This window comes from Brachybacterium horti (assembly GCF_054777615.1).
On the sequence record NZ_BAAHAM010000002.1, the window covers coordinates 702,435 to 726,449 of the forward strand.

A 24,015-nucleotide genomic window follows, 5' to 3' on the forward strand; every position below is an offset into this window, starting at 1 on the left:
TACGGCGGAGACATCCTCGCACGTCGAGAGCTCTCCGAGAGCCCGCTGGGGACCATCGGCCCCAGGTCCTGTCAGGATTTGACCTTCACTTGACCACCCGCGAGTACTCGGGCTCGCGGACCGTCGCGAGCGCCTCGATCGCGACCTCGTCCTCGGAGGTCACCTCGAGGCTCCCGCCGTCCGCGGCGACGGAGTCGACCGCGCCGCCGGGGATGCTCAGCGCGGGCTCCATCACGGTCGGGTCACCGATCGCGAGGACGTCGAACGGGGCGGGCACGCTCGTCCCGTCCACGAGCAGCGTGCCGTCCTCCGCGGTGGTGAACGACGTCGAGGCGACGACCCGGACGTCGCCCACCTGGATTACCTCGGCGCCGGCGTTGCGCAGCTCCTGCACGACCCCGAGCACGGTGCGGGCGCGGACGGTCCCGGTGCCCTCCGTGACCCGCGCGGAGATGCCGCGGCCGTAGGCGGGCACGGTCCCCGCGACGATCTCGAGGTCGTCGAGCCGCTCCTGCGCGGCGTTCTGCGCGGCGACGTCGTCCTCGTGGCCGGCCTGCAGCGTCGCGAGGGATCCGTCGAGGTCCTCGTTCTCCTGCTCGAGGTCGCTCACGTGGCGGTCGGACTCGTCGAGCAGCCGCACGAGGTCCTCCTGGGTCGCGCCCTGCAGGGCGTCCTCGTCCTGGGCGCGCACCTGCACGACGATCGTGATGCCGAGCAGGAAGCAGAGCACGCCGACGATGACCTGCTGCGCGCTCGCATGGGGGCGCAGCGTCTCGCGCAGGCGCCGCAGCACCTCCCGCTGCTCCTGGCGGGACTCGGGGATCCGGGAGCCGTCGCTCATGAGCGGAAGAGGCGGCGACGGATCGCGGCCGCGTTGGAGAAGATCCGGATGCCCAGCACGACGATCACGGCGGTGGAGAGCTGGGCTCCCACGCCGAGCTGGTCGCCGAGGAACACCAGCAGCGCCGCGATCAGGACGTTGAAGAGGAAGGAGGTGATGAAGACGTGGGCGTTGAAGACGCCGTCGAGGACGGCGCGGAGGCCGCCCGCGAGGGTGTCGAGCGCCGCGACCACGGCGATGGGCAGGTAGGGCTGCAGCACCGCGGGGACGTCCGGCTGGAGGAACAGCCCCACGGCGATGCCGATCAGCAGGCCGAGGATCGCGATCATGGGGTGGTCTCCTTGTCGGTGGCACCGGGGTCGGTGTCGGGGTCGGTGGGCGAGGCGTCGGCGTCGGCCTCCCCCGGCGGCGTCGAGGAGGCCTCGCGGAGGGCGGCGGGAGCGCGGGCCGGGACGGAGAGGTCCTCGGAGGTCTCCCATGACAGGACGATCCCGAACCGGGAGGAGATCTCGGAGAGGTACTCCCCCGTCGCCTCGCCCTGGACGGCCTGCTCGATCGCGGCCCCGTCGCCGAGCGCGACGATGCGGTAGGGCGGCGAGATCGGGCGGAGGTCCACGAGCACGGCCGATCCCGCGGTGCGGATGGCGCTCGAGGCGGAGATCCGCTGCCCGTTGACGGCGATCGCCTCGGCGCCCGCGGCCCAGAGGCCGTTGACGGCGATCTGGAGGTCCTCGTCGGTCGCGCGGTTCACGGTGCCTTCGGCGACACCCGGCGAGGCCGGCAGCGGGGCGGAGTCCTCGACCTGCAGCACGACGCCGGGCCCGCTCAGGGCGGTCGAGGCCGTCGCGGTCTCGTAGGTGGACAGGCGGGCGGCCGCGGCGGAGTCGGAGGACTGCAGCACGTCCTCCTGGAGCGCGCTGATCTCCGACTGGAGCTCCTCCTGGCGCTGCTCGAGGCCGACGGCGTGCTCGCGGGAGTCCCGCACCTCCTGCTCGAGGGCGGCGCGCGGGGAGTCCTCGGAGACCGCGTCCGCGCGGAGGTTCGTCACGGCGACGGCGACGGCGAGCCCCAGGAGGATCGCGATGGCGAGGGTGACGACGCGGCTCGCGGGCGTGTCGGGGTGGGAATCCGCCTCGGAGTCCTCCTCGGTGCCGCGCAGCTCGTCGACGTCGAGCGGGCTCGAGGTCAGGGCGCGCAGCAGCGACATCGGCGAGTACGGGGTCTCGCCGTGGGGTGTCTCGCGGGACGGCTCCGGCATGGTCGCCACGATATCGGGAGGTGAGGGCCGGGCGGACGCGCGACCGCCCGGCGCGCCGGGAGGCGCACCGGGCGGGTGCGGGACGGGGCCCGCCCGTGGCGGGCGGGCGCCGGAGGATCAGCGGGAGCCGACGAGGTTGTTGCCCACGAGGCTGCTCTCGCCGCCGCCGTCGGAGGCGCCGGACGGCGGGGTGCCCCCCTCGGGCGGGGTGCCGCCCATGCCGCCGCCGTCGGACGGACCGCCGCCCGAGGGCGGGGTCCCTCCCATGTCGCCGCCGCTCACGCCCGGCTCGGTGGACGGATCGATCGCGACCGGGAGCGTCACCGTGTAGCCGGAGGTGACGTCGCCGTCGACCGTCGCGAGCTGCAGCTCGCCGCCGTCGTCCCCGAACACGTTGTCCGAGTCCAGCGTGATGTTCGCGAGGTTCTCGGTCGAGCCGTCGTAGCCGTCCTCCGCGTAGACGGTCTCGCAGACGTCCTGCGGGAGGGCGACCTGGGAGGTCGCGAGCAGGTTGTCGGTGCTCGTGATGGAGGCCTCGTCCGGGTACACCTCGAAGTGGATGTGCGGCCAGCGACCCGCGTAGCAGCCCGGCATGATGCTCGTGAAGGTGACCTGACCGTTCTCGTCGGCGACCTGCACGCCGCGCAGGAAGTTCTCGTTCTCGAGCCCCTCGGAGTAGAGGGAGTAGAGGCCGTCGCCCGTGCAGTGCCAGACGTAGACCGCGACCCCGGCGTAGGGGGCGTTGTCCTCCTGCATGTTCGTGATCGTGAGGGTGAGCGTCATCGGGACGCCGGAGACGGCGGTCGTGGAGTCGCCGAAGCTCGCGGTGATGTCGGAGCGGACGATCCCGGACTCGGTGAGGACGTTGACGCCGTTGGTGCCGTCCGCCGGGTAGGGGCCGTTGGTCTCCTCGGGGATCTCCCCGTCGGAGGTGGTCGAGGAGTCGGAGCCGCCGTCCGAGGCGGTCGAGGTGCTCGAGTCCGAGGAGCTCGAGGTGCTGCACGCGGCGAGACCGGCGACAGCTGCGCCCGCGCCCAGGGCGCCGAGGGCCCGGCGGCGGGTGACCATCGTGGCGATGTCGAAGCCGAGGCCCTGGTCCGCGAGCGGCTCGTCCTGGTGGGCGAGGCGTCGGCCCTCGTAGTGGAGGCTGCCGTCGGCGTTGCGCTGGAGGCGGGGGTCTTCGGTGGTCATGCGGTCACATCCTTCGTCTCGGTGATGATGTCAGCGACGCTACGGAGGCCGTTTATGCCGCGGCTTCGGCGTTCCTGTGCCCCTGCTGTGCAGGCTCCGAGGCGAGGGTGCCGCAGGTCACGTGCCCCTCGATTCGCGGGCACGGCCCCGGGCGGGGTATCGTTGCTCTCGGCTCTTCGGGGCTCACCCTCTCGGGCTGTGGCGCAGCTTGGTAGCGCACTTGACTGGGGGTCAAGGGGTCGCAGGTTCAAATCCTGTCAGCCCGACCGAGAAGATTGCAGGAACAGGCAGGTCCGGAAGCCCGGACCTGCCTGTTCTCATTCCGGGGCCGTCCACCACGGGTGCGCACGGCGCCCACCCGCACCTGCTGGACGTCGGCGAGGGCGCAGATGCCGAGCGGGGCCGGCTCGTAGCCGTGGCCGTGGCCGGAGCACGTGATCCCGCAGCAGGGCAGGCGCGGATCCGACGTCACGATCCCGTTCACGGCGACCGTGACCCACGGTCCCCTCCGCCCCGACGGTCATCCCGAGGTTCGCCGGATCCCCCGCGCCCCATCGGCGAACGGAACGTCCGGCAGGCCCCCGCCCGTCGTGAGCTGGACCCCACTCACGACGTCCACCCCGCGGCGTCCGTCCTCGCGAGGCGGCCACCCTTCTAGACTTCCGGACATGAGCAGCCCCACCGCCTCCCCCACCGTCGAGTACGTCCTCACCGTCGTGTGCGAGGACAGGCCCGGCATCGTCCACGCCGTCACCGGTGCGATCGTCGAGGTGGGCGGCAACATCACGGAGAGCCGCCAGTTCGAGAGCGGCGCCACCCAGCGCTTCTACATGCGGCTCCAGCTGGCCACCTCGGCCTCCCCCGAGGAGATCGCCGCGGCGCTCGCACCCGTCGTGGAGCGCTTCGGGATCGAGCACCGGCTCGACGAGGTCGCCCGCCCGGTGCGCACGCTGATCCTCGGCTCCACCGCGAAGCACTGCGTGAACGACCTGCTGTTCCAGATCGACGCGGGCCACCTGCCGATCGAGGTGCCGCTCATCCTCGCCAACCACCCCACGCTCGAGCCGCTCGCGACGTTCTACGGCGTGCCCTTCGAGCACCTGCCCACCAAGGGTGAGGGTGCCAAGGCCGCCTTCGAGGACCGGGTGCGGGAGGCCGTGGTCGAGCACGACGTGGAGCTCGTGGTCCTCGCGCGCTACATGCAGATCCTCTCCCCCGAGCTGTGCGCGGAGCTCGAGGGGCGCTGCATCAACATCCACCACTCGTTCCTGCCGGGGTTCAAGGGCGCGAACCCCTACCGCCAGGCGCACGCCCGCGGGGTCAAGCAGATCGGTGCGACGGCGCACTTCGTCACGAGCGACCTCGACGAGGGCCCGATCATCGAGCAGGACGTCATCCGGGTGGACCACACGCGCTCGCCGCAGGAGCTCATGGCGATCGGTCAGGACGCCGAGGTGCGCACGCTGCGCCAGGCGGTCACCTGGTTCTCGCAGTCGCGCGTCCTCCTCGACGGCACGCGGACGGTCATCTTCCGCTGATCGATATGCCGAGGGCGGCCGAGTGGTCTCAGAACACCGGTCGCCCGCCGGTCACGCCGAGCACGGTGCCGGAGACGTAGCTCGCCTCCGTCGGGCTCGCGAGGAACACGAAGGCCCCCGCGACCTCCGCGGGCTGGCCCGCGCGCCCCAGCGGCGTGTTCCCACCGAAGGCGACGTAGTCCTCGCTCGCCCTCGTGGCGACGTTCAGCGGGGTCCAGATCGGTCCCGGGGCGACCGCGTTCACGCGGATCCCCTGCGGGCCGAGGTCCGCGGCGAGGTTCACCGTGACGTTGTTGATCGCGGCCTTCGTCGCCGCGTAGTCCATGAGCGGCACCGACGGGTCGTAGGACTGGATCGAGGAGCAGTTGATCACCGAGGATCCCGCGCGCAGGTGCGGCGCGGCCTCCTGGGTGATCCAGAACAGCGCCTCGAGGTTCGTGGTCAGCGTCCGGTGCAGGCGCGCGGAGTCGATGCCCGCGAGGCCGCGGGGCTCCGCGCGACCCCACTGGAAGGCCGCGTTGTTCACGAGCACGTCGAGCCCGCCGTGCTCCTGCACCGTGCGTGTCACGAGCGACCGCGCCGTGTCCTCCTCCCGGATGTCGCCGGGCAGCAGGAGCGCGCGGCGACCGGCGTCGCGGATCCAGCGGGCCGTCTCCTCGGCGTCCTCCTGCTCCTCGGGCAGGTAGGAGATCGCGACGTCGGCACCCTCGCGGGCATAGGCGATCGCGACGGCGCGGCCGATCCCCGAGTCGCCGCCGGTGATGAGCGCAGAGAGCCCCTCGAGGCGGCCGTGGCCCACGTAGCTCTGCTCGCCGTGGTCGGGGACCGGGTCCATCGGGGCGGTGAGGCCGGGCGGCTGCTGGTCCTGCGCGGGGAACGACGGCTCGCCGTCGCGGGTGGAGAGCTCCTGCGCGCGCTGGGCGACCTGCGGGTCCAGGGTGCTGTTCTTCTCGGTCATCACGGCTCCTTCGTCGAGGGCGGGTGCATCGAGGGCGTGCGGTACCACGCTATGCCGTGCGCCCCTGCCGCGTCCCGCGCCCCGGACGACCGGTCGGTGGGTCACGCGGGGTCCCGCTCAGACCAGGCCGCGCTCCCAGGCGGTGCGCACGGCGGAGGCGCGGTCGCTCGCGCCGAGCTTCTCGTAGACGTGCAGCAGGTGCGTCTTCACCGTCGCCTCGCCGATCCCCAGCCGCGAGGCGACGGCGCGGTTCGTGCAACCCTCAGCGACGAGACGCAGCACCTCCGTCTCCCGCGGGCTCAGCGCGGTCGACGGCGCCGCGGGGGCGGCGAGCACCGCGAGGGTGCTCGGGGTGAGCACCGCTCCCCCGGCCGCGAGGTCGTGGACGGCGCGCACGAGCTGCTCGCGCGGGGCGTCCTTGAGCAGCAGGCCGTCGGCCCCGGCCTCGAAGGCGGCGCGGATGCCGTGGTCGGTGTCGTAGGTGGTGAGGACGAGCACCCGCGGGCGGGGCCCCTCCTGCTCGGCGATCGCGCGGAGGGTCGCCACCCCGTCCATGACCGGCATCCGCAGATCCAGGAGGAGCACGTCGGGGTGGGTGGCGGCGACGGTCTCGAGGGCCTCGGCGCCGTCGGACCCGGTACCCACCACCTCGATCCCCGGGTCGGCGCCCAGCATGGCGACCAGGCCGTCCCGCACCACGGGATGGTCGTCGGCCACGACGACGCGCACGGCCCCCGTCATCGCGGCACCTCGGCGCAGACGGTGCAGCCCTCCCCCGGCACCGACGTGACCGTCAGGGTGCCGCCGACCTCGCGCAGACGCTCCCGCATGTTCTGCAGGCCGTGGCCGGCGACCGCCGTCGACGGGGAGAAGCCGCGACCGTCGTCCTGCACCCGCAGCAGCTGCCCCCGGGCCGTGGAGCCGAGTGTGACCGCGACCGTCCCGGCACCGGCGTGCCGGGCCACGTTCGCGAGCGCCTCCTGGGCGACACGCAGCAGGACCGGGCCGTGCGCGACCTCGGCGGGAGCGTCGTCCGCGTCGAAGGTGGCGACCACTCGGTGCGTGCGCGCCCAGCGCGCGACGATGCCGCCGAGCGCCTCGCTCGCGCGGGCCCCGTCCAGCTGGTGCGGGGAGAGCGCCTCGACCGCGCGCCGCGCCTCCACGAGGCAGTCGCGGGCCGCCTCCTCCGCCCGGCGCACCCGCTCGCCCTCCGCGACGCCGAGCACGTCCCGCACGGCCTCGAGCTGGCGGATGACGCCCACGAGCCCCTGGGCGACGGTGTCGTGGATCTCCCGGGACAGCCGCTCGCGCTCCGCGGAGACGCCGCGGTCGTGCGCCCGGTCCACGAGCTCCTGCTGCAGCCGGGCGTTGTCCTGCGCGGTCCGGTCCCGCTCGGCGAGGGCCTCCTCGCGCTGAGCGATCGTGCGCTCCCGCTCCCAGGACAGGTAGCTCATCGCCCCGGCGATCAGCAGGTTCACCGCGACCAGACCGGCGTAGATGAGGGGGACGCTCGCGGCGGAGGCCGGCCCGCCGATCTGGCCCAGGGCGGAGAGGAACGCTGTGGCGACGAGGACGGCAGGGACGGCGGCGCCGCTGACGAACCGGGGCCCGTCGAGATAACCGACGAAGGCGTAGACGCTCGCGAGCGGGTTCAGCGCGGTGAGCACCACGAGGAGCAGCAGGTGCAGCACGTAGAGGGCGCCCAGCGCGGGGCTGCCGGGCCCCGTGCGGGCCAGGAGCGCCTCCAGCAGCGCCCGGAGCACGAGCAGCACGCCGGTGGGGACCAGCGCCCAGGTGATCTGCTCCGCGGTGAGCCAGAACCCCACGGTCATCAGACCCAGCAGCCAGGACACCACGAGCAGGAGCGGCGGCAGCCAGACGACGAAGCGGCCGCTCGTGGTGGGTGCCGCGAACAGGCGCGCCGGGCTCGATGCAGGGACGTCGGGGGCGACGGCGCGCGGCGACGGCGGAGCGGACGGGGCGGCCATGGCCGCCAGTCTCCCCGCGGCGACGCCCGGCGCCAGGACCCTGCCCTCCACCGATCGGTGGAGGTCGAGGCTGCCGATCGGTCGAGGCGTCGGCGCGGGGTGCGTCCCTAGGTTGGGGCCATGGCCCGCTCACCTGCCGTAGCCCCCGCCCCCTCTCCCACTCCGACCGCCCGCCTGCACCATCTCGATGCGCTGCGCGGCGGCGCCCTCCTGCTCGGCGTGCTGCTGCACGCCCTCATGCCCTTCGCCCCCGGCGACCTCTGGCTCGTGAGCGACGATATCGACTCGATGCCGGCGATCCTCGTCGTCGCGGTGATCCATCTGTTCCGGATGGCGCTGTTCATGATGCTCGCCGGCTACTTCGGCAGCATGGTGCTGCATCGCCGCGGCGCCGGGGCCTACCTGCGCGACCGGCTCACCCGGATCGGGCTCCCGCTGGTCGCGTTCTGGCCGGGGCTCTTCGCGCTCATGGTCGCCGCCCTCGTGCTGAACGGCGCCGTGCGCGACCTGGGCCCCGTCGCCGCCCCGCAGCCGGCCGCGGGATCGCCCACCGGACTGCTCGCGCTGCCGACGATGCACCTGTGGTTCCTGCTGCTGCTCCTGGAGATCGTGGTCGTCGTCCTCGCGCTGCGCGCCGTCACGATCCGGGTGCTCGGCGCGGAGCGGGCCGGGAACTGGTCCGCGGCGATCTCCTCCGCTCTCGCCTCCCCGTTCGGCGTGCTGCTCGCCGCCGTGCCCTACGCCGCGGGCCTCCTGCTGCAGGGGGACGGGCTCGCCAGCATCACCGAGCCGTACACGCTGGTGCCGGTGCCCGGCGCGAGCGTCGCCTACGCCGGGGCGTTCCTCACCGGCTGGTTCCTACGGGCGCGGCCCGAGGCGCTCCCCCGGCTCGAGGGCCGATGGATCCCCCACCTGATCGCCGCCGCCGTGCTGAGCACGGCCGTGATCCTCGTGCCACCGGGAGCGCCGGCCCTGCTCATCGCCGTGGTCGCGGCGCTCGCCGGGTGGACCTGGGTCTACGGGCTGCTGGGCCTCAGCGCCCGCCTCGTGCGCCGGGAGATCCCGGCCGTCCGCTATCTCGCGGACGCCTCGTACTGGATCTACCTCGTGCACTTCCCGCTGCTGCTGCTCGTGGAGATCCCGCTCGCCGAGCTCCCGCTGCCGCTGCTCGTCAAGCTCCCGGTGGCGCTCGCGGTCGTGCTCGCCGTGTTGCTGCTGAGCTACGACCTGCTGGTGCGCAGCACCTGGGTGGGCGCCTGGCTGAACGGGCACCGTCGGCCGCGGGCGCTCGGGCGTCGGCGCGCGGCCCGGGAGCCGCGCGCCGACGCCGCGCTCACCCCTTGACGCCGCCGGCCGCGGCGAAGCCCTGCCCCAGGTTGCGGCCGAGGAACAGGTACAGCACCACGACGGGCAGCGAGTAGAAGATCGAGAAGGCCGCGAGCTGGCCGTAAGCGACCTGCCCGTACTGCGAGGAGAAGGTGTACAGGGTGACGGCGGCGGGCAGCTTGTCCGGGCTGAGCAGCAGCATGAACGGCACGAAGAAGTTGCCCCACATGGAGACGAAGGTGAAGATCGTCGCGACCGAGAGACCCGAGCGCATGAGCGGCAGAACCACGGACCACAGGGTGCGGTAGACGCCGGCGCCCTCCGTCCAGGCGGACTCCTCGATCTCGAGCGGTACCCCGTCCATGAACCCCTTGGTGAGGAAGATGGCGTAGGGGAGCGAGCTCGCGCCGAGGAACAGGATCGCGCCGCCCATCGAGTCGATGAGGTTGACCTGCACGAACATCGAGTACACCGGGATCATGATCGCCGTGATCGGCAGACCGGTGGAGAAGATGATCGTGAGCAGCAGCGGGCGCTTGGCCCGGAACCGGTAGCGCGAGAGCGGGTAGGCGCACAGCACCGCGGTGACCATCGTGAGGATCGTGGCGCCGCCGCACAGCAGCAGCGAGTTCCCGAGCGGCCGGAAGGTGGTCTCGGCCTTCCAGATCGCGGCGTAGTTGTCCAGGCTCCAGCGGGAGGGCCAGGCGACGGACAGCGAGGCCTCGGTGTCGAAGGAGGCGAGCACCACCCACAGCAGCGGCACCAGGAACACGATCCCGATCACGGCCATGGCCACGTTGCTGGCGAGGGCCGTGCCGGCGGCCCGGCTCCTGCCCTGCCGGCGCGGTGCCGGACGGCGGGAGGAAGTGTCGGCAGGCGAGGGCCGTGCGGCCTCGGTGTTCTCGAGCGTGGTCATCGCTTGTCCTCCTCCGGCAGCAGGCGCAGGTAGGCGACCGAGGCCATCGCCCCGATCAGCAGGAGCAGCAGCGCCACGGCGGTGCCGTAGCCGAGCTGCCCGTACGAGAAGGCCTGCTCGTACATGTACAGCGGCAGGGTCTGGCTCTGCCGGGCGGGGCCGCCGCCGGTCATGATGAAGATCAGGCCGAAGACGGAGAGGGTCTGCAGGGTGGTGAGCATGAGGTTCGTGGCGATCGCGGGCCGCAGCAGCGGGATCGTCACGGACACGAAGCGCCGCACCGGCCCGGCGCCGTCGAGCGCCGCGGACTCGTACACGTCGCCGGGCACCGAGCTCAGCGCCGCGGAGTAGACGAGCATCGAGAAGGCCGCACCGCGCCAGATGTTCGCGAAGGACACCGCGATGATCGGCGCGCTGAACAGGAGGTCCTGGCCGGGCAGACCGACGGAGGTGAGCAGCGTGTTCAGGCTGCCGCCGTCGGCGAAGAAGGTGTAGAGCAGGTAGCCGGCGACGACCTCCGGCAGGATCCACGCCGCGATGACGATCGAGGTGACCGTGAAGGTCATGACCCGGTTCGCGCGCTCCATGAGCAGGGCCAGGAGCATGCCGAGCACGTTCTGGCCGATCACGGCGGAGATCAGCGTGAACACCAGTGTCAGCACGACGGAGTTCCAGAAGTCCGCGTCGGTGAAGGCGTCGGTGAAGTTCGTGAAGCCCACGAAGCTCGTGTCCGAGGCGCCCTCGCCGCGGATCGCGCTGTCGGTGAAGGCGAGGTACAGCGAGTAGAGGATCGGGCCGAGCATGAACACGACCAGGAGGATCCCTGCCGGGAGCATGGGCACGGCGCGGACGGCCGTCAGCCGGTCCCCGAGCCGGGAGCGGCGACGCGGCGTGGGGACCTGCGCGCCCGCAGTGGTGGTGGGTGTCGCGGTGGTCATCCGTTCGCCTCCTGGACGTTCTCGGGACCGACGATGTCCGTCACGGTGGCGTCGTACGCGGCGGCCGCGGAGGCCGGGTCGCTGCCGGTCAGCACCGCCTCCATCGCCTCCTGGATCGCGGAGGACACCTCCGGGTAGGCGGGCAGGGCGGGCCGGTAGTACGCGGTCTCGAGCAGGTTCGTGAAGTACTCGACGGCCGGGGAGTACTCGAGGTACTCCTTCACCTCGGCGACGTCGGAGCGCACGGTGATGTGGTTGTCCGCGATCGCGTACTGCACGAGCGTCTCGGTGGAGACGAGCACCTCGAGGAACGCGAAGGCGGTCTCGCGGTCGGTGACGTGATCCGGGATCGACAGGCCCCAGCCGCCGGCGAGGGTCACCGTGCCGGTGCCGCCGCCGTCCTGGGTGGGCATGTCCGCGAGGCCCACCTCGTCGGGCCACTCGGGCCAGGGGCGACCGGCGGACTCGGTCCAGTTCTGGGAGATCCAGGAGCCGTCCACGAGCATGCCGAGCTTCCCGTCCGGCAGCAGCTGCGTGTAGATCTGCTCGGAGATGTTGGGGTCCAGCAGCTGGCCGAGCGGGAGCGTGAGCTCCTCCTGGACGATCGTCTGCAGGAAGGTCAGCGCGTCCACGAAGCCCGCCGAGCCGAGCACCCACTTCTTGGTCTCGTCGTCGTAGAGGCCGGTGCCGTCCCCGGTGCCGTAGAGCAGCATCTCGAAGCCCTGCATCGAGGCCTTCTCGCCCTGCGGCGTGCCGGCGAAGAGGAAGAACGGGGTCGCCTCGGAGTCGGACTCCTTGATCGCGCGGGCTGCCTCGAGGATGTCCTCCCAGCTGGTGGGCTGCCAGTCCGCGGGGAGCCCTGCTTCCTCGAACACGCCCCGGTGGAACCAGATGGCGCGGGTGTCCGTCGTGATGGGGACGCCGTAGACCTCGCCGTCCTCACCGGTGACGGCGAGCTTGGAGGCGTCGGCGATGTCCTTCCAGTGGTCCCAGCCCTCGACGAGGTCCGTGATCGGCTGCAGGTACCCGGCGCCGACGTCGGACAGGAGGATGAAGGAGTCCTCGTAGACGAGGTCGGGGCTCGTGCGAGGCGAGCTCATGAGCAGCTCGTTCTTCGTGAAGTAGTCGTTCTCCGCGGCCACGATCGGGACGAGGTCCACGACGAGGTCGGGGTTCTGCGCGGAGAATTCCTTCGCGGCCCCCTGGATCCACTTCTCCTTGATCGTGTTCGAGCCGAACTGCTGGTAGGCGATGCGCAGGGTGCTGGGGTCGCGGCTGCTGCCGGAGCAGCCGGCCAGGGCCCCCAGCGGCAGCACCGTGGCCGCGCCCGCGCTCCAGCGCAGGAAGCTGCGCCGCGCGGGGCGGGGGCGGATCGGGGTACCGGCGGGCACGGGTCCTCCTCGTCGACGGTGACGGCGGCCCGGGTCCGGGACCGCCCGTCGACCTTACACAGACCATGGCGCGGATCACACGATCAGGGAGGAGGCGGCGTGGCGGCGCCGCCTGCGGGGAGGCACCGCCGCCACGGACGGCTCAGCGGCGCGCGGCCCGTCCGACGCCCTGGGCCTGCTCGGCGTCCGCGTAGCGCATGCCGGCGGGGACCTGGGCGAGCTCGAACCAGCGCTCGGCGCGCGGGAGCAGCCGCACGTCGTGCCAGGGCACCTCGAAGGAGGGGCTCTGCCAGAGCGTCAGGGCGACCTCCTCCCGGCGGCCGGTCGCGACGAGCAGGAGCCGGCGCAGCCGCGAGTAGGGGTGCGGCGAGGGCCGGGAGGCGGGCGGCACCGCGAGGTGGCCGTCCAGGGCGAGGGGCCAGATCGTCTCGCCCCAGTGCAGCTCCGCGCCGGCGCCCTTGCCGCGGATCACGGCGGGCAGGCGCAGGTCGCTCGCGCGCACGGGCCGCGGGGCGAGCGGGGTCCCCCGCTCGAGCACCTCGGGCTGCACCCAGGCGCCGGGCAGCACGAGGCGGCCCTCGCGGTGGACGTCCACGAGCAGCGCGTCCGCGAAGGGGCCGAGCGGGGCGGAGAGCACACCGTCGCGCGCGAGGTCGCGGCGCGGCGCGGCCAGCACGCGCACCTCGGCCGTGTCCCGCGGGTCCTCGGTCAGGGCGATCGCCACCTGGGTGCCGGGCAGCGGGTCCCTCATCGGCGGAACCTCGCCTCGGGTCGGCCGGCGAGGGCGATGGTCAGCATCTCGGTGAACCTCTCGTTCATCGGGGGCGGGGCGTCGATCGGGAACCACCGGGCCTCGGTGTTCTCGCCGTCCGCGGGATGGGGGTCCCCGTCCTCGTGCTCGCACAGGAAGCACAGGTCGAGGTACTCGGCGACGTCGCCGTTGGGGTAGGTGACGGGGCCGACGGTCCTCACGTCGATCAGGCGCAGTGCCCGGCAGCGCACGCCGGCCTCCTCGAGCACCTCGCGCTCGGCGGCGACAGCCGGCTCCTCCCCCGGGTCGATGATGCCGGTGACGGGGGTCCAGGCGCCGTTGTCGGCGCGGCGCACGGCGAGCATCCGGCGGCGATCCGCGTCGAGCACGATCGCGGTGACACCGCTCATCCACAGCGGGGCGTGGCCGATCCGCTCGCGCAGGGCGAGCACGAACTCGGGCGTGGCCATGGTGCTCCTCGGGACGTGCCGGGGGTGGTCAGTCGGTCAGCGGGCGGCCCTGCGCATCGCGGGTGAAGGGCTCCGCCTTGGCGAGGATCATGATGCCCTCGATGAGGCCCCACAGGTGGCCGGCGCCGCAGGTGAGGATCGTGACGATGATCTGGACGACGCCGATCGCGGTGTACCCCAGCAGGAAGCGGTGCACGCCGAAGCCGCCGAGGAAGATCCCCATCAGCCCCGCGAGCAGCCTGCTCGTGCCGATCTGGCCGGGTGCGCCGTCGAGGGGCGCGGGCACGGCCCCTCCCTGCGGTGCGGCGCCGTCGGGCGGTCCGCCGCTCGGGGCTCCTGCCGAGGGGACACCACCGCCGTAGGGATCCGCCGGGGCCGGGTGCCAGGAGGGCTCCGCGGGCGGTGCCGCCCACGGGTCCTGGTCGGCCGGTGCGGCCGAGCCGCCGGACTGCGGGGGCGCGGCCCACGGGTCCTGGGGTCCTCCGGAGGGCAGGTCACCCGACCCCGCGCCGTACGGGTCCCGGCCCCCGGGCTGGGGCGCTCCGTAGGGGTCGACGGGGTGGTCACCGGGTCGCTGCGGGTCCGTGGAGCTCATGGGCACCACAGTACCGGCGACCCGGCGCCGCTCAGCGCTTGCGCTTCTCGCGGATCCGGACGCCGATCACGACGGGCGAGCCGGTGAACTCGAAGTCCTCGCGGAGGCGGCGCTCGATGAAGCGGCGGTAGCCGTGCTCGAGGAAGCCGGTCGCGAAGATGACGAAGCGCGGCGGTCGCGTCCGGGCCTGGGTCGCGAAGAGGATCCGCGACTGCTTGCCGCCGCGCAGCGGGTGCGGGTGCGCCGCGACGAGCGTGCCGAGGAAGGCGTTGAGGCGCCCGGTCGGGATGCGCTGGTCCCAGGACTCGAGGGCCTGCTCGAGCGCCGGCACGAGCTTCTCCGCGTGACGTCCCGTCTTGGCGGAGAGGTTCACGCGCGGCGCCCAGGAGACGTGGCCGAGGTCCTTCTCGATCTCGAACTCGAGCTGGTGGCGGCGCTCCTCGTCCAGCAGGTCCCACTTGTTGAAGGCGAGCACGAGCGCGCGCCCGGACTCCAGGACCATGTCGATGATCTTGAGGTCCTGGGTGGAGATCGGCTCGTTCGCCTCGATGAGGACGACGGCGACCTCGGCCCGGTCCAGGGCGGAGCGGGTGCGCAGCGAGGCGTAGTAGTCCGCACCGGAGGACTGGAGCACGCGGCGGCGGATGCCGGCGGTGTCCACGAAGGTCCACTCCTTGCCGCCGAGGGTGATCTTCTCGTCGACCGGGTCGCGCGTGGTGCCCGCGAGGTCGTCGACGACGACGCGCCGCTCCCCTGCGAGCCGGTTCAGCAGGGAGGACTTGCCGACGTTCGGACGGCCCACGAGGGCGATGCGCCGCGGTCCGTGGTCCACGGCGTCGCCGCGGCCCTCCTCGGGGAGCACGGCGAGCACGGCGTCGAGCAGGTCGCCGGAGCCGCGACCATGGAGGGCGGAGACGGGGAACGGCTCCCCCAGCCCCAGGTTCCAGAGGGCGGCGGCCTCGAGCTCGCCGCGCTGGTCGTCGACCTTGTTGGCGACGAGCACGATCGGGCGCTGCGAGCGGCGCAGCACCTTCAGCAGCTGCTCGTCGGTGGTCGTGATGCCGACGTTCGCGTCGACCACGAACATGACGACGTCCGCGAGCTCGACAGCGATCTCCGCCTGCTCGGCGACGCGGTAGGCGATGCCGTCGACCTTCTCCTCCCAGCCGCCGGTGTCGACGAGCCAGAAGTCCTTCCCGGCCCACTCGGCCTCGTAGAACACGCGGTCGCGGGTCACGCCGGGGACGTCCTCGACGACGGCCTCGCGGCGGCCGAGGATGCGGTTGACCAGGGTCGACTTGCCGACGTTGGGACGGCCGACGACGGCGACGACCGGCAGGTTCGGCGCCGGGTCCCCGTACCCGAGGTCCTCGAGGTCGTCCGCGTCCAGGAGAGCGAGGTCGTCGGCGTCGAGGTCGAAGTCCTCGAGACCGGCGCGCAGGGCGGCCTCGACCGCGTCGTCGTCGCTCGTGTCGAGTCCCGCGGCGCCGGCGGCAGGGGCAGTGCCGCCGGCGGCGGAGGCGGTGCGGGCCTGCTCGACGAGCTCGAGCACGGCGGCGACGACCTCGGTCACGCCGCGGCCCGTCGTGTCGACCTCGTGGACGCCTTCGGCCGCGGTCGCGAACTCGGAGACGGTCGCGTCGTCGCGGTCGCGGCGCAGCACCTGGTCCTCCATGCGCTCGCGGGACTCCTCCGAGTCGGGGAGCCCCAGCTCCTGCGCGCGGCGGCGCATGCGCTCCTCGGGGCTCGCGGTGAGCAGCACCCGCACGGCGGCGTCGGGGGCGACGACGGTCGTGATGTCACGGCCCTCGGCGACGCAGCTGCCGCGCTCGGCGGCGGTCGCGAACAGCAGCTCCCGCTGCCGGCGCTGGAGCACGGGCCGCACCAGGGTGTTGGTGGCGACGGCGCTGACCTGCTGGGAGATCCGCTCGCTGCGGATCTCCCCGGTCACGTCCTCGCCGTCGACGACGACGCTCGCCCCGGCCGGGTCGGTCCCCAGCTCGAGGTCGAGGGCCTCGGCGACGCGCGCCACGGTCTGCTGGTCGGTGAGGGCCACGTCGTTCTCGAGGCACCACCAGGTCACCGCCCGGTACATGGCGCCGGTGTCGAGCATGCCGCCGTCCAGCGCCTCCGCGACGAGGCGGGAGACGGTGGACTTGCCGGAGCCGGCGGGGCCGTCGATCGCGATGGTCACGCCGCCGGGGGCGGTCGAGGGAGCGCTGGTGTGCATCCGTCAAGGATACGGGGCGCTCAGGCGTCGGCCACCGTCCAGCCGCGCTCGGTGAGTGATCTCGTGAGCAGGTTCTCGGCGCGGACGTCCACGGCGATGTGCGCGAGGCCCACCGGCTGCCCGAGCGTGTGCTCGAGACGGAGGTCCTCGAGGTTCACGCCGATCTCGCCCATCTCGGTCAACAGGCGGCCCAGCTCGCCGGGGCTGTCCGGGACGAGCACGACGACCGTCGCGAAGGAGTCGGTGGCCCCGCCGTGCTTGCCGGGGATGCGCCGCACCCCGCGGTTGCCGTCGGCGACGAGGTCCGCGATCGCGCGCCGGGAGCCGAGCTCCGGGCGCGGATCGCCCTCGAGGGTGCCGAGCGCCGCGATGACGTCGTCGAGCCGCTCGCGCAGCCCCTGCAGCACACCGCCCACGGCGGCCGCGTTCGCGCCGAGGATCTCGACCCAGAGCCGGGCGTCGGAGTCCGCGATGCGGGTCGTGTCCCGCAGTCCCTGGCCGGCGAGGCCGAGGGCCTGCTCCGTCGGCTCGAGCAGGCTCGTCGCGAGCAGGCTCGAGAGCACCTGCGGTACGTGGGACACATGGGCGACCGCGTCGTCGTGCGCCGCGGCGTCCATGACCACCGGCACGGCGCCGATCTCCGTCGCCAGGCCCCGGAGCACGCTCACGGCGCCCTCGCGGGTCGCGGGGTGCGGGACCACGACGAAGGGCCGGCCCTGGAAGAGGTCGCTGCGCGAGGAGATGACGCCGGAGACCTCGCGGCCCGCCATCGGGTGGGCGCCGATGTAGCGCGGGAGGTCGGCGGGGGCGGCGAGGGCGCGCACGCCCTCGAGCACGGTGCCCTTGACGCTCGCGACGTCGGTCACGAGCGCCTCGGGGAAGCGGGCGAGGGCGTCGGCGACGAGCGTCGCGGCGACGTCGGGCGGCGCGGCGACGACGACGAGCCGCGGTTCGGGACCGCCCTCGACGGGCCGCTCCCCCACGCCGAGCTCGACGGCCAGGGCCGTGGTCCCCGGGGAGACGTCCTCGACCTGGACCCGGGCGCCCGCGCGGCCCAGCGCGAGGCCCAGGGAGCCGCCGATCAGCCCGGTCCCGATGATCCGCACCGGGGAGGGCACGAGCGCGTCGGCGCTCACAGCCCCAGCTCCGCCATGAGCGTGCCGAGCTCGCGGCCCGTCAGCTCGCGGGTCGCGCCGGGGGCGAGGTCGCCCAGCAGGACCGGCCCGATCCGCGTGCGCATGAGGCCGGTCAGCTCGAAGCCCTGGGAGGCGAACATGCGGCGGACGATCCGGTTGCGGCCCTCGTGCAGGCTCACCTCGACGACGGCCTCGCGGCCGTCCTGGGCGAGCACCCGGGCGCGGTCGGCGCGCGCAGGGCCGTCCTCGAGCTCGACGCCGTCGCGCAGGGCCTTGACGAGACCGCGGGGCGGGCCGCCGGGCGCGTCGAAGCGGCACACGTACGTCTTCTCCACAGCGAAGGAGGGATGGGTCAGGCGGTGCGCGAGCTCACCGTCGTTCGTGAGCAGCAGCAGGCCCTCGGTCTCGTAGTCGAGGCGACCCACGTGGTAGAGCCGCTGGTCGTAGCGCTCGGTGAACTCCGTGAGATCGCGGCGACCCTCGGGGTCGTGCATCGCGGAGACCACGTGCCGCGGCTTGTTGAGGACCACGGTGAGCTTCTTCTCGTCCAGCTGCAGCCGGCGCCCGTCCACGTGCACCGCCTGCGTAGCGGCGTCGATCCGCAGGCCCTGCTCGGTGACGATCTCGCCGTCCACGCTCACGCGCCCCTGGGCGATGAGCGCCTCGCAGGCGCGGCGCGAGCCGAAGCCGGCGCGGGCGAGCACCTTCTGGAGGCGCTCGCCGCCCTCCTGGTGATGGTCTCCCGGCTCGGATCCCGCGGCGGCGGGCGTCGTCCCCTTCCGGCCCTCGTCGTCACGCAGCGTGACCGTGCGCGGCGGGGTGAACGCGCTGCGTCGGCGCTGCCGCGACGTCCCGGTGCGCGCCCCGCGGTGACCGCCCCGGCGTCCCCGTCCCTCGCCGGAGGCGTCCTTCCGGCCGTCGCCGCCGGCGCCCTGGCCCCGCGGGCCGGCCATCAGGCCGCGCCGCCGCGCGAGATCAGCTCGCGGGCCAGCTGGCGGTAGGCGTCCGCGCCCTTGTTCGACGAGGCGAAGGAGATGATCGGCTCCGCCGCGACGGAGGCGTCGGGGAACTTCACCGTGCGGTTGATCGTCGTGTGGAAGACCTTGTCCGGGAAGGCCTGCACGACGCGCTGGCACACCTCGCGGGCGTGCAGCGTGCGCGGGTCGAACATCGTGATGAGGATCCCGTCGATCTCGAGGCGCGGGTTGATGCGGTCCTGCACCTTCTCGATCGTCTCGACGAGCAGGGCCACGCCGCGCAGGGCGAAGTACTCCGCCTCGAGCGGGATCACCACGCCGTGGCTCGCCGCGAGGGCGTTGACGGTGAGCAGGCCCAGCGACGGCTGGCAGTCGATGATGATGACGTCGTACTCGTCCGCGACGGGCCGCAGCACGCGGGCGAGCGCCATCTCACGGGCGACCTCGTTGACGAGCTGGACCTCCGCCGCGGAGAGGTCGATGTTCGCGGGCAGCACGTCGAGGTTCTCGGTGCCGGTCTCCTGGATCACGTCGCGCACGTCGTGCTTGCGGTCCATGAGCAGGTTGTAGACCGTGACGTCGAGCTCGTAGGGGTTCACCCCGGTGCCGGCGCTCAGCGCGCCCTGCGGGTCGAGGTCCACGAGCAGCACCTTGCGGCCGATCTCCGCGAGCGCCGCACCGAGGTTGATGACGGAGGTCGTCTTCCCGACCCCGCCCTTCTGGTTGACCATCGAGATGATCCGCGCCGGTCCGTGCCCGTCGAGGGGCGCGGGCTCCGGCAGCTCGGGCATCGGCCGTCCCGTGGGGCCGAGGTCGATGTCCAGCTGCTGGTTCGCGTTCACGGAGGAGTCCTGTCGTCGGCGTCGTGGTCGTGCGGGGCGCGCCGCCGTGGCGGAGGCGCCGAGGGGGCCGACGAGCGGCCCCAGCCCCGGGAGGGACGGCTGAGGACAGCCGCCCGGCAGTGGTGTGCCCTCGCTCCCCTGCCCGGGGGCGATCCGGCCGCCCAAGTCTAAGCCCCCGCTCCGGACCGCGGATGGGCGCTCGCGTGGATCTCGCGCAGCGAGTCCACGGTCACCTGCGTGTAGAGCTGGGTCGTGGTGACCGAGGCGTGCCCGAGGAGCTCCTGCACGCTGCGGACGTCCGCCCCGCCCTGGAGCAGGTGCGTCGCGTACGAATGACGCAGCGTGTGCGGGCTCACCGCCTCGGCGAGACCGGCGTCCTCCGCGGCGCGCCGCACCACCTGCCAGGCGGCCTGCCGCGTGAGCCGCGTCCCCCGCGAGCCCAGGAAGATCGCCGGGGTGCCGGGGCCGCGAGCGGCGAGGGCGGGCCGGGCACGGGTCAGGTAGGCGTCGAGGGCGTCGAGGGCGAAGGAGCCGACGGGCACCGTGCGCTGCTTGTCGCCCTTGCCGTGCAGCAGCGCCGCCCGCTGCTCCCGGTCCACGTCGTCCACGTCCAGCCCGATCGCCTCGGAGATCCGGGCGCCGAGGCCGTAGAGCACCTCGAGCAGGGCCCGGTCGCGCAGCGCGCGCTCGGCGGGGAGCGCACCGGTGCCGGGCCGGCCGGCGGCCTCGATGAGCTCGAGCACCTGGTCCACGGGCAGCGGGTGCGGCAGCCGCGAGGGCAGCGCAGGGCCGGGCACGAGCCGGGTCGGGTCCCCGGTCTCCGATGCGCGCTCGGCGTCGAGGAAGGCGTGGAGACCGCGGACGGCGGCGAGGGCGCGGGCGGCGGAGGCGGCGGCGAGCGGTGCGCCGCCGTCCTCCCCGGTGCGCAGCGCGCGCACCCAGGCGGCGGCGTCCTCCGTGCTGACCGCGGCGGCCTCGGTGCCGGTGCGGTCCAGGTGGCCGAGGTAGCGCAGCAGGTCCCGCCGGTAGGCGGCGAGGGTGTTCTCGGAGAGTCCGCGCTCGATGCGCAGGTGGCTCAGGTACTGCTCGAGCAGGCGGCGGTGGGCCGGGCGCAGGTCGTCCGCGCCCGGGATCACCGCCGGCCCGCTCACAGGTGCACGAAGGGATCGACCGCGAGGGCCACGAAGAGCACGGTGAGGTACGTGATCGAGCCGTGGAAGACGACCATCGGGTCGAGCTTCTTCCCGGTGAGGCCCTTCCGGGTACGCAGCGCGTAGCGGCCCACGAGGAAGCCGAACCAGGCGCCGGAGCCGAGGGCGGCGACGGTGTAGACGATCCCGGTGTGGCCCAGCGGGATGATCGCGAGGCTCGAGGCGATCATGAGCGTGGTGTGCAGGATCATCTGCCGCGCCACGGAGGAGCGGGAGGCGACGACGGGCAGCATCGGCACGCCCGCGGTCTCGTAGTCGCGGGAGAACTTCTCGGCGAGCGGCCAGTAGTGCGGCGGCGTCCAGAAGAAGATGACGAGGAAGAGCAGCACCGCGGTCCAGGACACGGTGCCGGTCACGGCCGACCATCCGATGAGCACGGGCATGCAGCCGGCGACGCCGCCCCAGACGATGTTCTGGCTCGTGCGTCGCTTGAGGATCATCGTGTAGAAGACGACGTACAGCAGGATCGCGGCGACCGCGAGCACGGCGGACATCACGTTGACCAGGGCCCCGAGCCACAGCGCGGAGACCACGGAGAGCGCGATGCCGAAGACCAGCGCGGCCCGCGGGGAGACCTCGCCGGTGACGATCGGACGGTTCTTCGTCCGCTTCATCTTCGCGTCGATGTCGCGGTCGAGGTACATGTTCAGCGTGTTCGCGCCGCCCGCGGCGAGGTAGCCGCCGATGAGCGTCCAGGCGATCAGCCACGGGTTCGGGAAGCCGCCCGCGGCGAGGAACATGGTGGGGATCGTCGTGATGAGCAGGAGCTCGATGATCCGCGGCTTCGTCAGCGCCACGTAGGGCTTGAGCACGGCGAGCACACGGCGCCAGGGGCTCGGCGCAAGGGCCGGCGTCGACGCGGGATCCGACGGCACGGCCGCGGAGCTCTCCGCCCCCGCACCCTCATGATCCTGCCGCTGGGCGTGCTGCTCGTGCTGGTCGGTGCCCTGCGAGGGCACTCCCGGGGTGGCGGTCACCGCCCACCGTCCTTCCTGAGGTCGCGACGGTCCCGCCGCATGCAGACGGGTCCCAGTGTAGGTGCCGACGAGGCCCAGGTGGGCGGTGCACGAGGGGTGAGTCGGGTGAGTCCGGGCACGGACGGCGCGCCGACATCCAGGTGTCTGTCAGCTCACTCCCGGGCCCCGGCGGAGCCGCTCCGCACGCCCGCAGACGCTCCGCCCTCGGCGAACCCGGGGCCCGTGGGGCAGGACGGCTCGCCTCACCACGCCTCGTGCGCACTAAGGTGGACCCCGTCGCTCCGCGTCCCGCACCGAGCGCCGACGTCGCTTCCTGCGGGACGCAGAGCCTGTGATCCCGACGGCACAGGCCGTCACCCGGCGAAAGGAAGCACTCCCCGTGACCGACACCTTCAAGGCCCCCGAGGGCTGGACCGAGCTCGACAAGCGCGCCGTGGACACCGTGCGCGTGCTCGCCGCGGACGCCGTGCAGAAGGTGGGCAACGGCCACCCCGGCACCGCCGTGAGCCTCGCCCCCGCCGCGTACCTGCTCTACCAGGACGTCATGCGTCACGACCCGAAGGACCCGTCGTGGCTGGGCCGCGACCGCTTCGTCCTCTCCGCGGGCCACTCGAGCCTGACCCAGTACATCCAGCTGTACCTCGGCGGCTTCGGCCTCGAGCTCGAGGACATCGAGGCGCTGCGCACCTGGGGCTCCAAGACCCCGGGCCACCCCGAGAACTTCCACACCCAGGGCGTGGAGATCACCACCGGCCCCCTCGGCCAGGGCATCTCCTCCGCCGTGGGCATGGCGATGGCGCAGCGCCGCGAGCGCGGCCTGCTCGATCCCGAGGCCGCCGCGGGCGAGAGCCCCTTCGACCACTTCACCTACGTCATCGCCTCCGACGGCGACCTCGAGGAGGGCGTCTCGAGCGAGGCCAGCTCCCTCGCGGGCACCCAGAAGCTCGGCAACCTCATCGTCCTGTGGGACGACAACGAGATCTCCATCGAGGGCGACACCTCGATCGCGTTCACCGAGGACACCGCCGCGCGCTACGAGGCCTACGGCTGGGACGTGCGCACCGTCGACTGGACCCACGGCGGCACCGAGTACGTCGAGGACGTCGCGGCGCTCAAGCAGGCCATCGTCGAGGCGCAGGGCGTCACCGACAAGCCGACCTTCATCCGCCTGCGCACCGTCATCGGCTGGCCCACCCCGGGCAAGGCCGGCAGCCACTCCGTCCACGGCTCCGCCCTGGGCGACGAGGCCGTCGCCGGCCTCAAGAAGGAGCTCGGCTTCGACCCCGAGAAGAGCTTCGAGGTGTCCGACGAGGTCATCGCCCACACCCGCTCGCTCGCGGACCGCGCGGCCGAGCAGAAGGCCGAGTGGGACAAGGGCTACCAGGCGTGGCGCTCCGCGAACGCGGAGAAGGCGGCCCTCCTGGACCGCCTCCAGGCGCGCGAGCTCCCCGAGGGCTTCGCCGAGGCGTTCCCGACCTTCGAGGCCGACGCCAAGGGCGTCGCGACCCGCGCCGCCTCCGGCACGGTCCTCGAGAAGCTCGCCCCGGTGCTCCCCGAGCTGTGGGGCGGCTCCGCCGACCTCGCCGGTTCGAACAACACCACGATGAAGGGCGAGCCGTCCTTCATCCCCGCGGAGTACTCCTCCTCCGAGTTCGCCGGTGACGAGTACGGCCGCACGCTGCACTTCGGCATCCGCGAGCACGCGATGGGCGCGATCCTCTCCGGCATCTCGCTGCACGGCCTGACGCGTCCCTACGGCGGCACGTTCTTCCAGTTCGCGGACTACATGCGCGGCGCCGTGCGCCTCGCGTCCCTCATGAAGGTCCCCGCGACCTACGTGTGGACCCACGACTCGATCGGCCTCGGCGAGGACGGCCCGACCCACCAGCCGGTCGAGCACCTGGCCGCCTACCGCGCGATCCCGAACCTCTCGATCGTGCGCCCGGCGGACGCCAACGAGACCGCCCAGGCCTGGAAGGCCCTGCTCGAGCGCGACAACGGCCCCGTCGGCCTGATCCTCTCCCGCCAGGCGCTGCCCACGCTGGACCGCAGCGAGTACGCGGGCGCCGAGGGCCTCGCCCAGGGCGGCTACGTCCTCAAGGACGCCTCGAACGGCGCCCCCGAGGTCATCCTCATCGCCACCGGCTCCGAGGTGCAGTACGCCGTCGAGGCGCAGAAGCAGCTCGAGGCGGAGGGCACGCCCACCCGCCTGGTCTCCATGCCGTCCGTCGAGTGGTTCGACGAGCAGTCCGACGAGTACAAGGAGTCCGTGCTCCCCTCCTCGGTCACCGCCCGCGTGACCGTCGAGGCCGGCATCGCGATGCCGTGGTACCGCTTCCTGGGCACCGCCGGCCGCGCGGTCTCCCTCGAGCACTACGGCGCCTCGGCCGACGCCAAGACGCTGTTCACGGAGTTCGGCTTCACGGCGGAGGCCGTCGTCGCCGCCGCCAAGGAGTCCCTGGCCGCCGCCGGCGCCTGATC

The 24,015-nt window shown here is 73.1% G+C and carries 22 protein-coding genes and 1 tRNA gene; 4 read left to right on the forward strand and 19 right to left on the reverse strand.

Features of this window, described 5'->3' with window-relative positions; all coding sequences use genetic code 11:
• Positions 1-85: 85 nt before the first annotated feature.
• From ACYVAP_RS08445 to ACYVAP_RS08460, 4 genes are all read right to left on the reverse strand, one after another.
• Positions 86-841 carry a DUF881 domain-containing protein gene (locus tag ACYVAP_RS08445; RefSeq protein ID WP_498860315.1) on the reverse strand — a complete coding sequence of 252 codons (756 nt, stop codon included), beginning with the start codon at positions 839-841 and terminating at the stop codon, positions 86-88.
• Positions 838-1,170 (reverse strand): small basic family protein, encoded by a 333-nt coding sequence (locus tag ACYVAP_RS08450; RefSeq protein WP_137770831.1) that lies wholly within the window; start codon positions 1,168-1,170, stop codon positions 838-840. Before ACYVAP_RS08450 ends, ACYVAP_RS08445 begins: the two co-directional genes overlap by 4 nt.
• Positions 1,167-2,099, reverse strand: coding sequence for a DUF881 domain-containing protein (locus ACYVAP_RS08455; protein ID WP_498860316.1), 933 nt, complete (start codon positions 2,097-2,099; stop codon positions 1,167-1,169). The genes ACYVAP_RS08450 and ACYVAP_RS08455 overlap by 4 nt, the downstream gene beginning before the upstream one ends.
• A 117-nt stretch (positions 2,100-2,216) precedes the next feature.
• Positions 2,217-3,290: an intradiol ring-cleavage dioxygenase gene (locus ACYVAP_RS08460; protein WP_498860317.1), complete on the reverse strand. Its 1,074-nt coding sequence runs from the start codon at positions 3,288-3,290 to the stop codon at positions 2,217-2,219.
• A 192-nt stretch (positions 3,291-3,482) separates the two neighbouring features.
• Between ACYVAP_RS08460 and ACYVAP_RS08465 the strand changes: the two genes are divergently transcribed.
• A tRNA-Pro gene (locus ACYVAP_RS08465) sits at positions 3,483-3,556 on the forward strand.
• 402 nt (positions 3,557-3,958) lie between these two features.
• On the forward strand, positions 3,959-4,828 hold the full coding sequence (locus tag ACYVAP_RS08470; protein ID WP_498860318.1) for a formyltetrahydrofolate deformylase: 870 nt from the start codon (positions 3,959-3,961) through the stop codon (positions 4,826-4,828).
• A 28-nt stretch (positions 4,829-4,856) separates the two neighbouring features.
• Here the strand turns inward: ACYVAP_RS08470 and ACYVAP_RS08475 are convergent, their stop codons facing one another.
• The 3 genes from ACYVAP_RS08475 to ACYVAP_RS08485 form a co-directional block, all read right to left on the reverse strand.
• Positions 4,857-5,786, reverse strand: coding sequence for a Rossmann-fold NAD(P)-binding domain-containing protein (locus ACYVAP_RS08475; RefSeq protein WP_498860319.1), 930 nt, complete (start codon positions 5,784-5,786; stop codon positions 4,857-4,859).
• 117 nt (positions 5,787-5,903) lie between these two features.
• On the reverse strand, positions 5,904-6,527 hold the full coding sequence (locus ACYVAP_RS08480; protein WP_498860320.1) for a transcriptional regulator: 624 nt from the start codon (positions 6,525-6,527) through the stop codon (positions 5,904-5,906).
• Positions 6,524-7,774, reverse strand: a complete 1,251-nt coding sequence (locus tag ACYVAP_RS08485) for a sensor histidine kinase (protein ID WP_498860321.1) — start codon at positions 7,772-7,774, stop codon at positions 6,524-6,526. Before ACYVAP_RS08485 ends, ACYVAP_RS08480 begins: the two co-directional genes overlap by 4 nt.
• A gap of 120 nt (positions 7,775-7,894) precedes the next feature.
• Here ACYVAP_RS08485 and ACYVAP_RS08490 point away from each other — a divergent pair, with 120 nt between their 5' ends.
• Positions 7,895-9,118, forward strand: coding sequence for an acyltransferase family protein (locus ACYVAP_RS08490; protein WP_498860322.1), 1,224 nt, complete (start codon positions 7,895-7,897; stop codon positions 9,116-9,118).
• On the opposite strand, the gene ACYVAP_RS08495 is transcribed toward ACYVAP_RS08490, so the two are convergent.
• From ACYVAP_RS08495 to ACYVAP_RS08550, 12 genes are all read right to left on the reverse strand, one after another.
• On the reverse strand, positions 9,108-10,016 hold the full coding sequence (locus ACYVAP_RS08495; RefSeq protein WP_498860323.1) for a carbohydrate ABC transporter permease: 909 nt from the start codon (positions 10,014-10,016) through the stop codon (positions 9,108-9,110). The two genes, ACYVAP_RS08490 and ACYVAP_RS08495, sit on opposite strands and share 11 nt — an antisense overlap.
• Complete coding sequence (locus tag ACYVAP_RS08500; RefSeq protein WP_498860324.1) at positions 10,013-10,954, reverse strand: carbohydrate ABC transporter permease; 942 nt, start codon at positions 10,952-10,954, stop codon at positions 10,013-10,015. The genes ACYVAP_RS08495 and ACYVAP_RS08500 overlap by 4 nt, the downstream gene beginning before the upstream one ends.
• Positions 10,951-12,345 (reverse strand): extracellular solute-binding protein, encoded by a 1,395-nt coding sequence (locus ACYVAP_RS08505; protein WP_264450252.1) that lies wholly within the window; start codon positions 12,343-12,345, stop codon positions 10,951-10,953. Before ACYVAP_RS08505 ends, ACYVAP_RS08500 begins: the two co-directional genes overlap by 4 nt.
• Positions 12,346-12,487: 142 nt before the next feature.
• Positions 12,488-13,096, reverse strand: a complete 609-nt coding sequence (locus ACYVAP_RS08510; RefSeq protein WP_137770839.1) for a hypothetical protein — start codon at positions 13,094-13,096, stop codon at positions 12,488-12,490.
• Positions 13,093-13,566, reverse strand: a complete 474-nt coding sequence (locus ACYVAP_RS08515; protein ID WP_137770840.1) for an NUDIX hydrolase — start codon at positions 13,564-13,566, stop codon at positions 13,093-13,095. Before ACYVAP_RS08515 ends, ACYVAP_RS08510 begins: the two co-directional genes overlap by 4 nt.
• A gap of 28 nt (positions 13,567-13,594) precedes the next feature.
• Entirely contained in the window at positions 13,595-14,161 is a 567-nt protein-coding gene (locus ACYVAP_RS08520) for a TM2 domain-containing protein (protein WP_498860325.1), read from the reverse strand.
• A 31-nt stretch (positions 14,162-14,192) separates the two neighbouring features.
• Complete coding sequence (gene der, locus ACYVAP_RS08525; RefSeq protein WP_498860326.1) at positions 14,193-16,391, reverse strand: bifunctional cytidylate kinase/GTPase Der; 2,199 nt, start codon at positions 16,389-16,391, stop codon at positions 14,193-14,195.
• Positions 16,392-16,411: 20 nt separating this feature from the next.
• A complete protein-coding gene (locus ACYVAP_RS08530; protein ID WP_498860327.1) occupies positions 16,412-17,527 on the reverse strand; it encodes a prephenate dehydrogenase in 1,116 nt (371 codons plus the stop codon).
• Positions 17,524-18,480 carry a pseudouridine synthase gene (locus tag ACYVAP_RS08535; RefSeq protein WP_137770844.1) on the reverse strand — a complete coding sequence of 319 codons (957 nt, stop codon included), beginning with the start codon at positions 18,478-18,480 and terminating at the stop codon, positions 17,524-17,526. The genes ACYVAP_RS08530 and ACYVAP_RS08535 overlap by 4 nt, the downstream gene beginning before the upstream one ends.
• Entirely contained in the window at positions 18,480-19,295 is an 816-nt protein-coding gene (locus tag ACYVAP_RS08540; protein ID WP_498860440.1) for a ParA family protein, read from the reverse strand. The genes ACYVAP_RS08535 and ACYVAP_RS08540 overlap by 1 nt, the downstream gene beginning before the upstream one ends.
• 218 nt (positions 19,296-19,513) lie before the next feature.
• Positions 19,514-20,497: a site-specific tyrosine recombinase XerD gene (locus ACYVAP_RS08545; RefSeq protein WP_498860328.1), complete on the reverse strand. Its 984-nt coding sequence runs from the start codon at positions 20,495-20,497 to the stop codon at positions 19,514-19,516.
• Entirely contained in the window at positions 20,494-21,378 is an 885-nt protein-coding gene (locus ACYVAP_RS08550; RefSeq protein ID WP_137771740.1) for a heme o synthase, read from the reverse strand. The genes ACYVAP_RS08545 and ACYVAP_RS08550 overlap by 4 nt, the downstream gene beginning before the upstream one ends.
• Before the next feature lie 535 nt (positions 21,379-21,913).
• Between ACYVAP_RS08550 and tkt the strand changes: the two genes are divergently transcribed.
• Positions 21,914-24,013 (forward strand): transketolase family protein, encoded by a 2,100-nt coding sequence (gene tkt, locus ACYVAP_RS08555; RefSeq protein ID WP_498860329.1) that lies wholly within the window; start codon positions 21,914-21,916, stop codon positions 24,011-24,013.
• Positions 24,014-24,015 lie beyond the last annotated feature (2 nt).

Excerpts from the sequence above, each read along its gene's own strand:
- ACYVAP_RS08510 (WP_137770839.1), bottom strand. The coding sequence starts at position 13,096 with ATGAGGGACCCGCTGCCCGGCACCCAGGTGGCGATCGCCCTGACCGAG.
- ACYVAP_RS08540 (WP_498860440.1), bottom strand. The coding sequence starts at position 19,295 with ATGCCCGAGCTGCCGGAGCCCGCGCCCCTCGACGGGCACGGACCGGCG.
- ACYVAP_RS08450 (WP_137770831.1), bottom strand. The coding sequence starts at position 1,170 with ATGATCGCGATCCTCGGCCTGCTGATCGGCATCGCCGTGGGGCTGTTC.
- ACYVAP_RS08485 (WP_498860321.1), bottom strand. The coding sequence starts at position 7,774 with ATGGCCGCCCCGTCCGCTCCGCCGTCGCCGCGCGCCGTCGCCCCCGAC.
- ACYVAP_RS08475 (WP_498860319.1), bottom strand. The coding sequence starts at position 5,786 with ATGACCGAGAAGAACAGCACCCTGGACCCGCAGGTCGCCCAGCGCGCG.
- ACYVAP_RS08460 (WP_498860317.1), bottom strand. The coding sequence starts at position 3,290 with ATGACCACCGAAGACCCCCGCCTCCAGCGCAACGCCGACGGCAGCCTC.
- ACYVAP_RS08480 (WP_498860320.1), bottom strand. The coding sequence starts at position 6,527 with ATGACGGGGGCCGTGCGCGTCGTCGTGGCCGACGACCATCCCGTGGTG.
- ACYVAP_RS08490 (WP_498860322.1), top strand. The coding sequence starts at position 7,895 with ATGGCCCGCTCACCTGCCGTAGCCCCCGCCCCCTCTCCCACTCCGACC.
- ACYVAP_RS08455 (WP_498860316.1), bottom strand. The coding sequence starts at position 2,099 with ATGCCGGAGCCGTCCCGCGAGACACCCCACGGCGAGACCCCGTACTCG.
- ACYVAP_RS08470 (WP_498860318.1), top strand. The coding sequence starts at position 3,959 with ATGAGCAGCCCCACCGCCTCCCCCACCGTCGAGTACGTCCTCACCGTC.
- ACYVAP_RS08515 (WP_137770840.1), bottom strand. The coding sequence starts at position 13,566 with ATGGCCACGCCCGAGTTCGTGCTCGCCCTGCGCGAGCGGATCGGCCAC.
- der (WP_498860326.1), bottom strand. The coding sequence starts at position 16,391 with ATGCACACCAGCGCTCCCTCGACCGCCCCCGGCGGCGTGACCATCGCG.
- ACYVAP_RS08520 (WP_498860325.1), bottom strand. The coding sequence starts at position 14,161 with ATGAGCTCCACGGACCCGCAGCGACCCGGTGACCACCCCGTCGACCCC.
- ACYVAP_RS08445 (WP_498860315.1), bottom strand. The coding sequence starts at position 841 with ATGAGCGACGGCTCCCGGATCCCCGAGTCCCGCCAGGAGCAGCGGGAG.
- ACYVAP_RS08495 (WP_498860323.1), bottom strand. The coding sequence starts at position 10,016 with ATGACCACGCTCGAGAACACCGAGGCCGCACGGCCCTCGCCTGCCGAC.
- ACYVAP_RS08535 (WP_137770844.1), bottom strand. The coding sequence starts at position 18,480 with ATGGCCGGCCCGCGGGGCCAGGGCGCCGGCGGCGACGGCCGGAAGGAC.
- ACYVAP_RS08500 (WP_498860324.1), bottom strand. The coding sequence starts at position 10,954 with ATGACCACCGCGACACCCACCACCACTGCGGGCGCGCAGGTCCCCACG.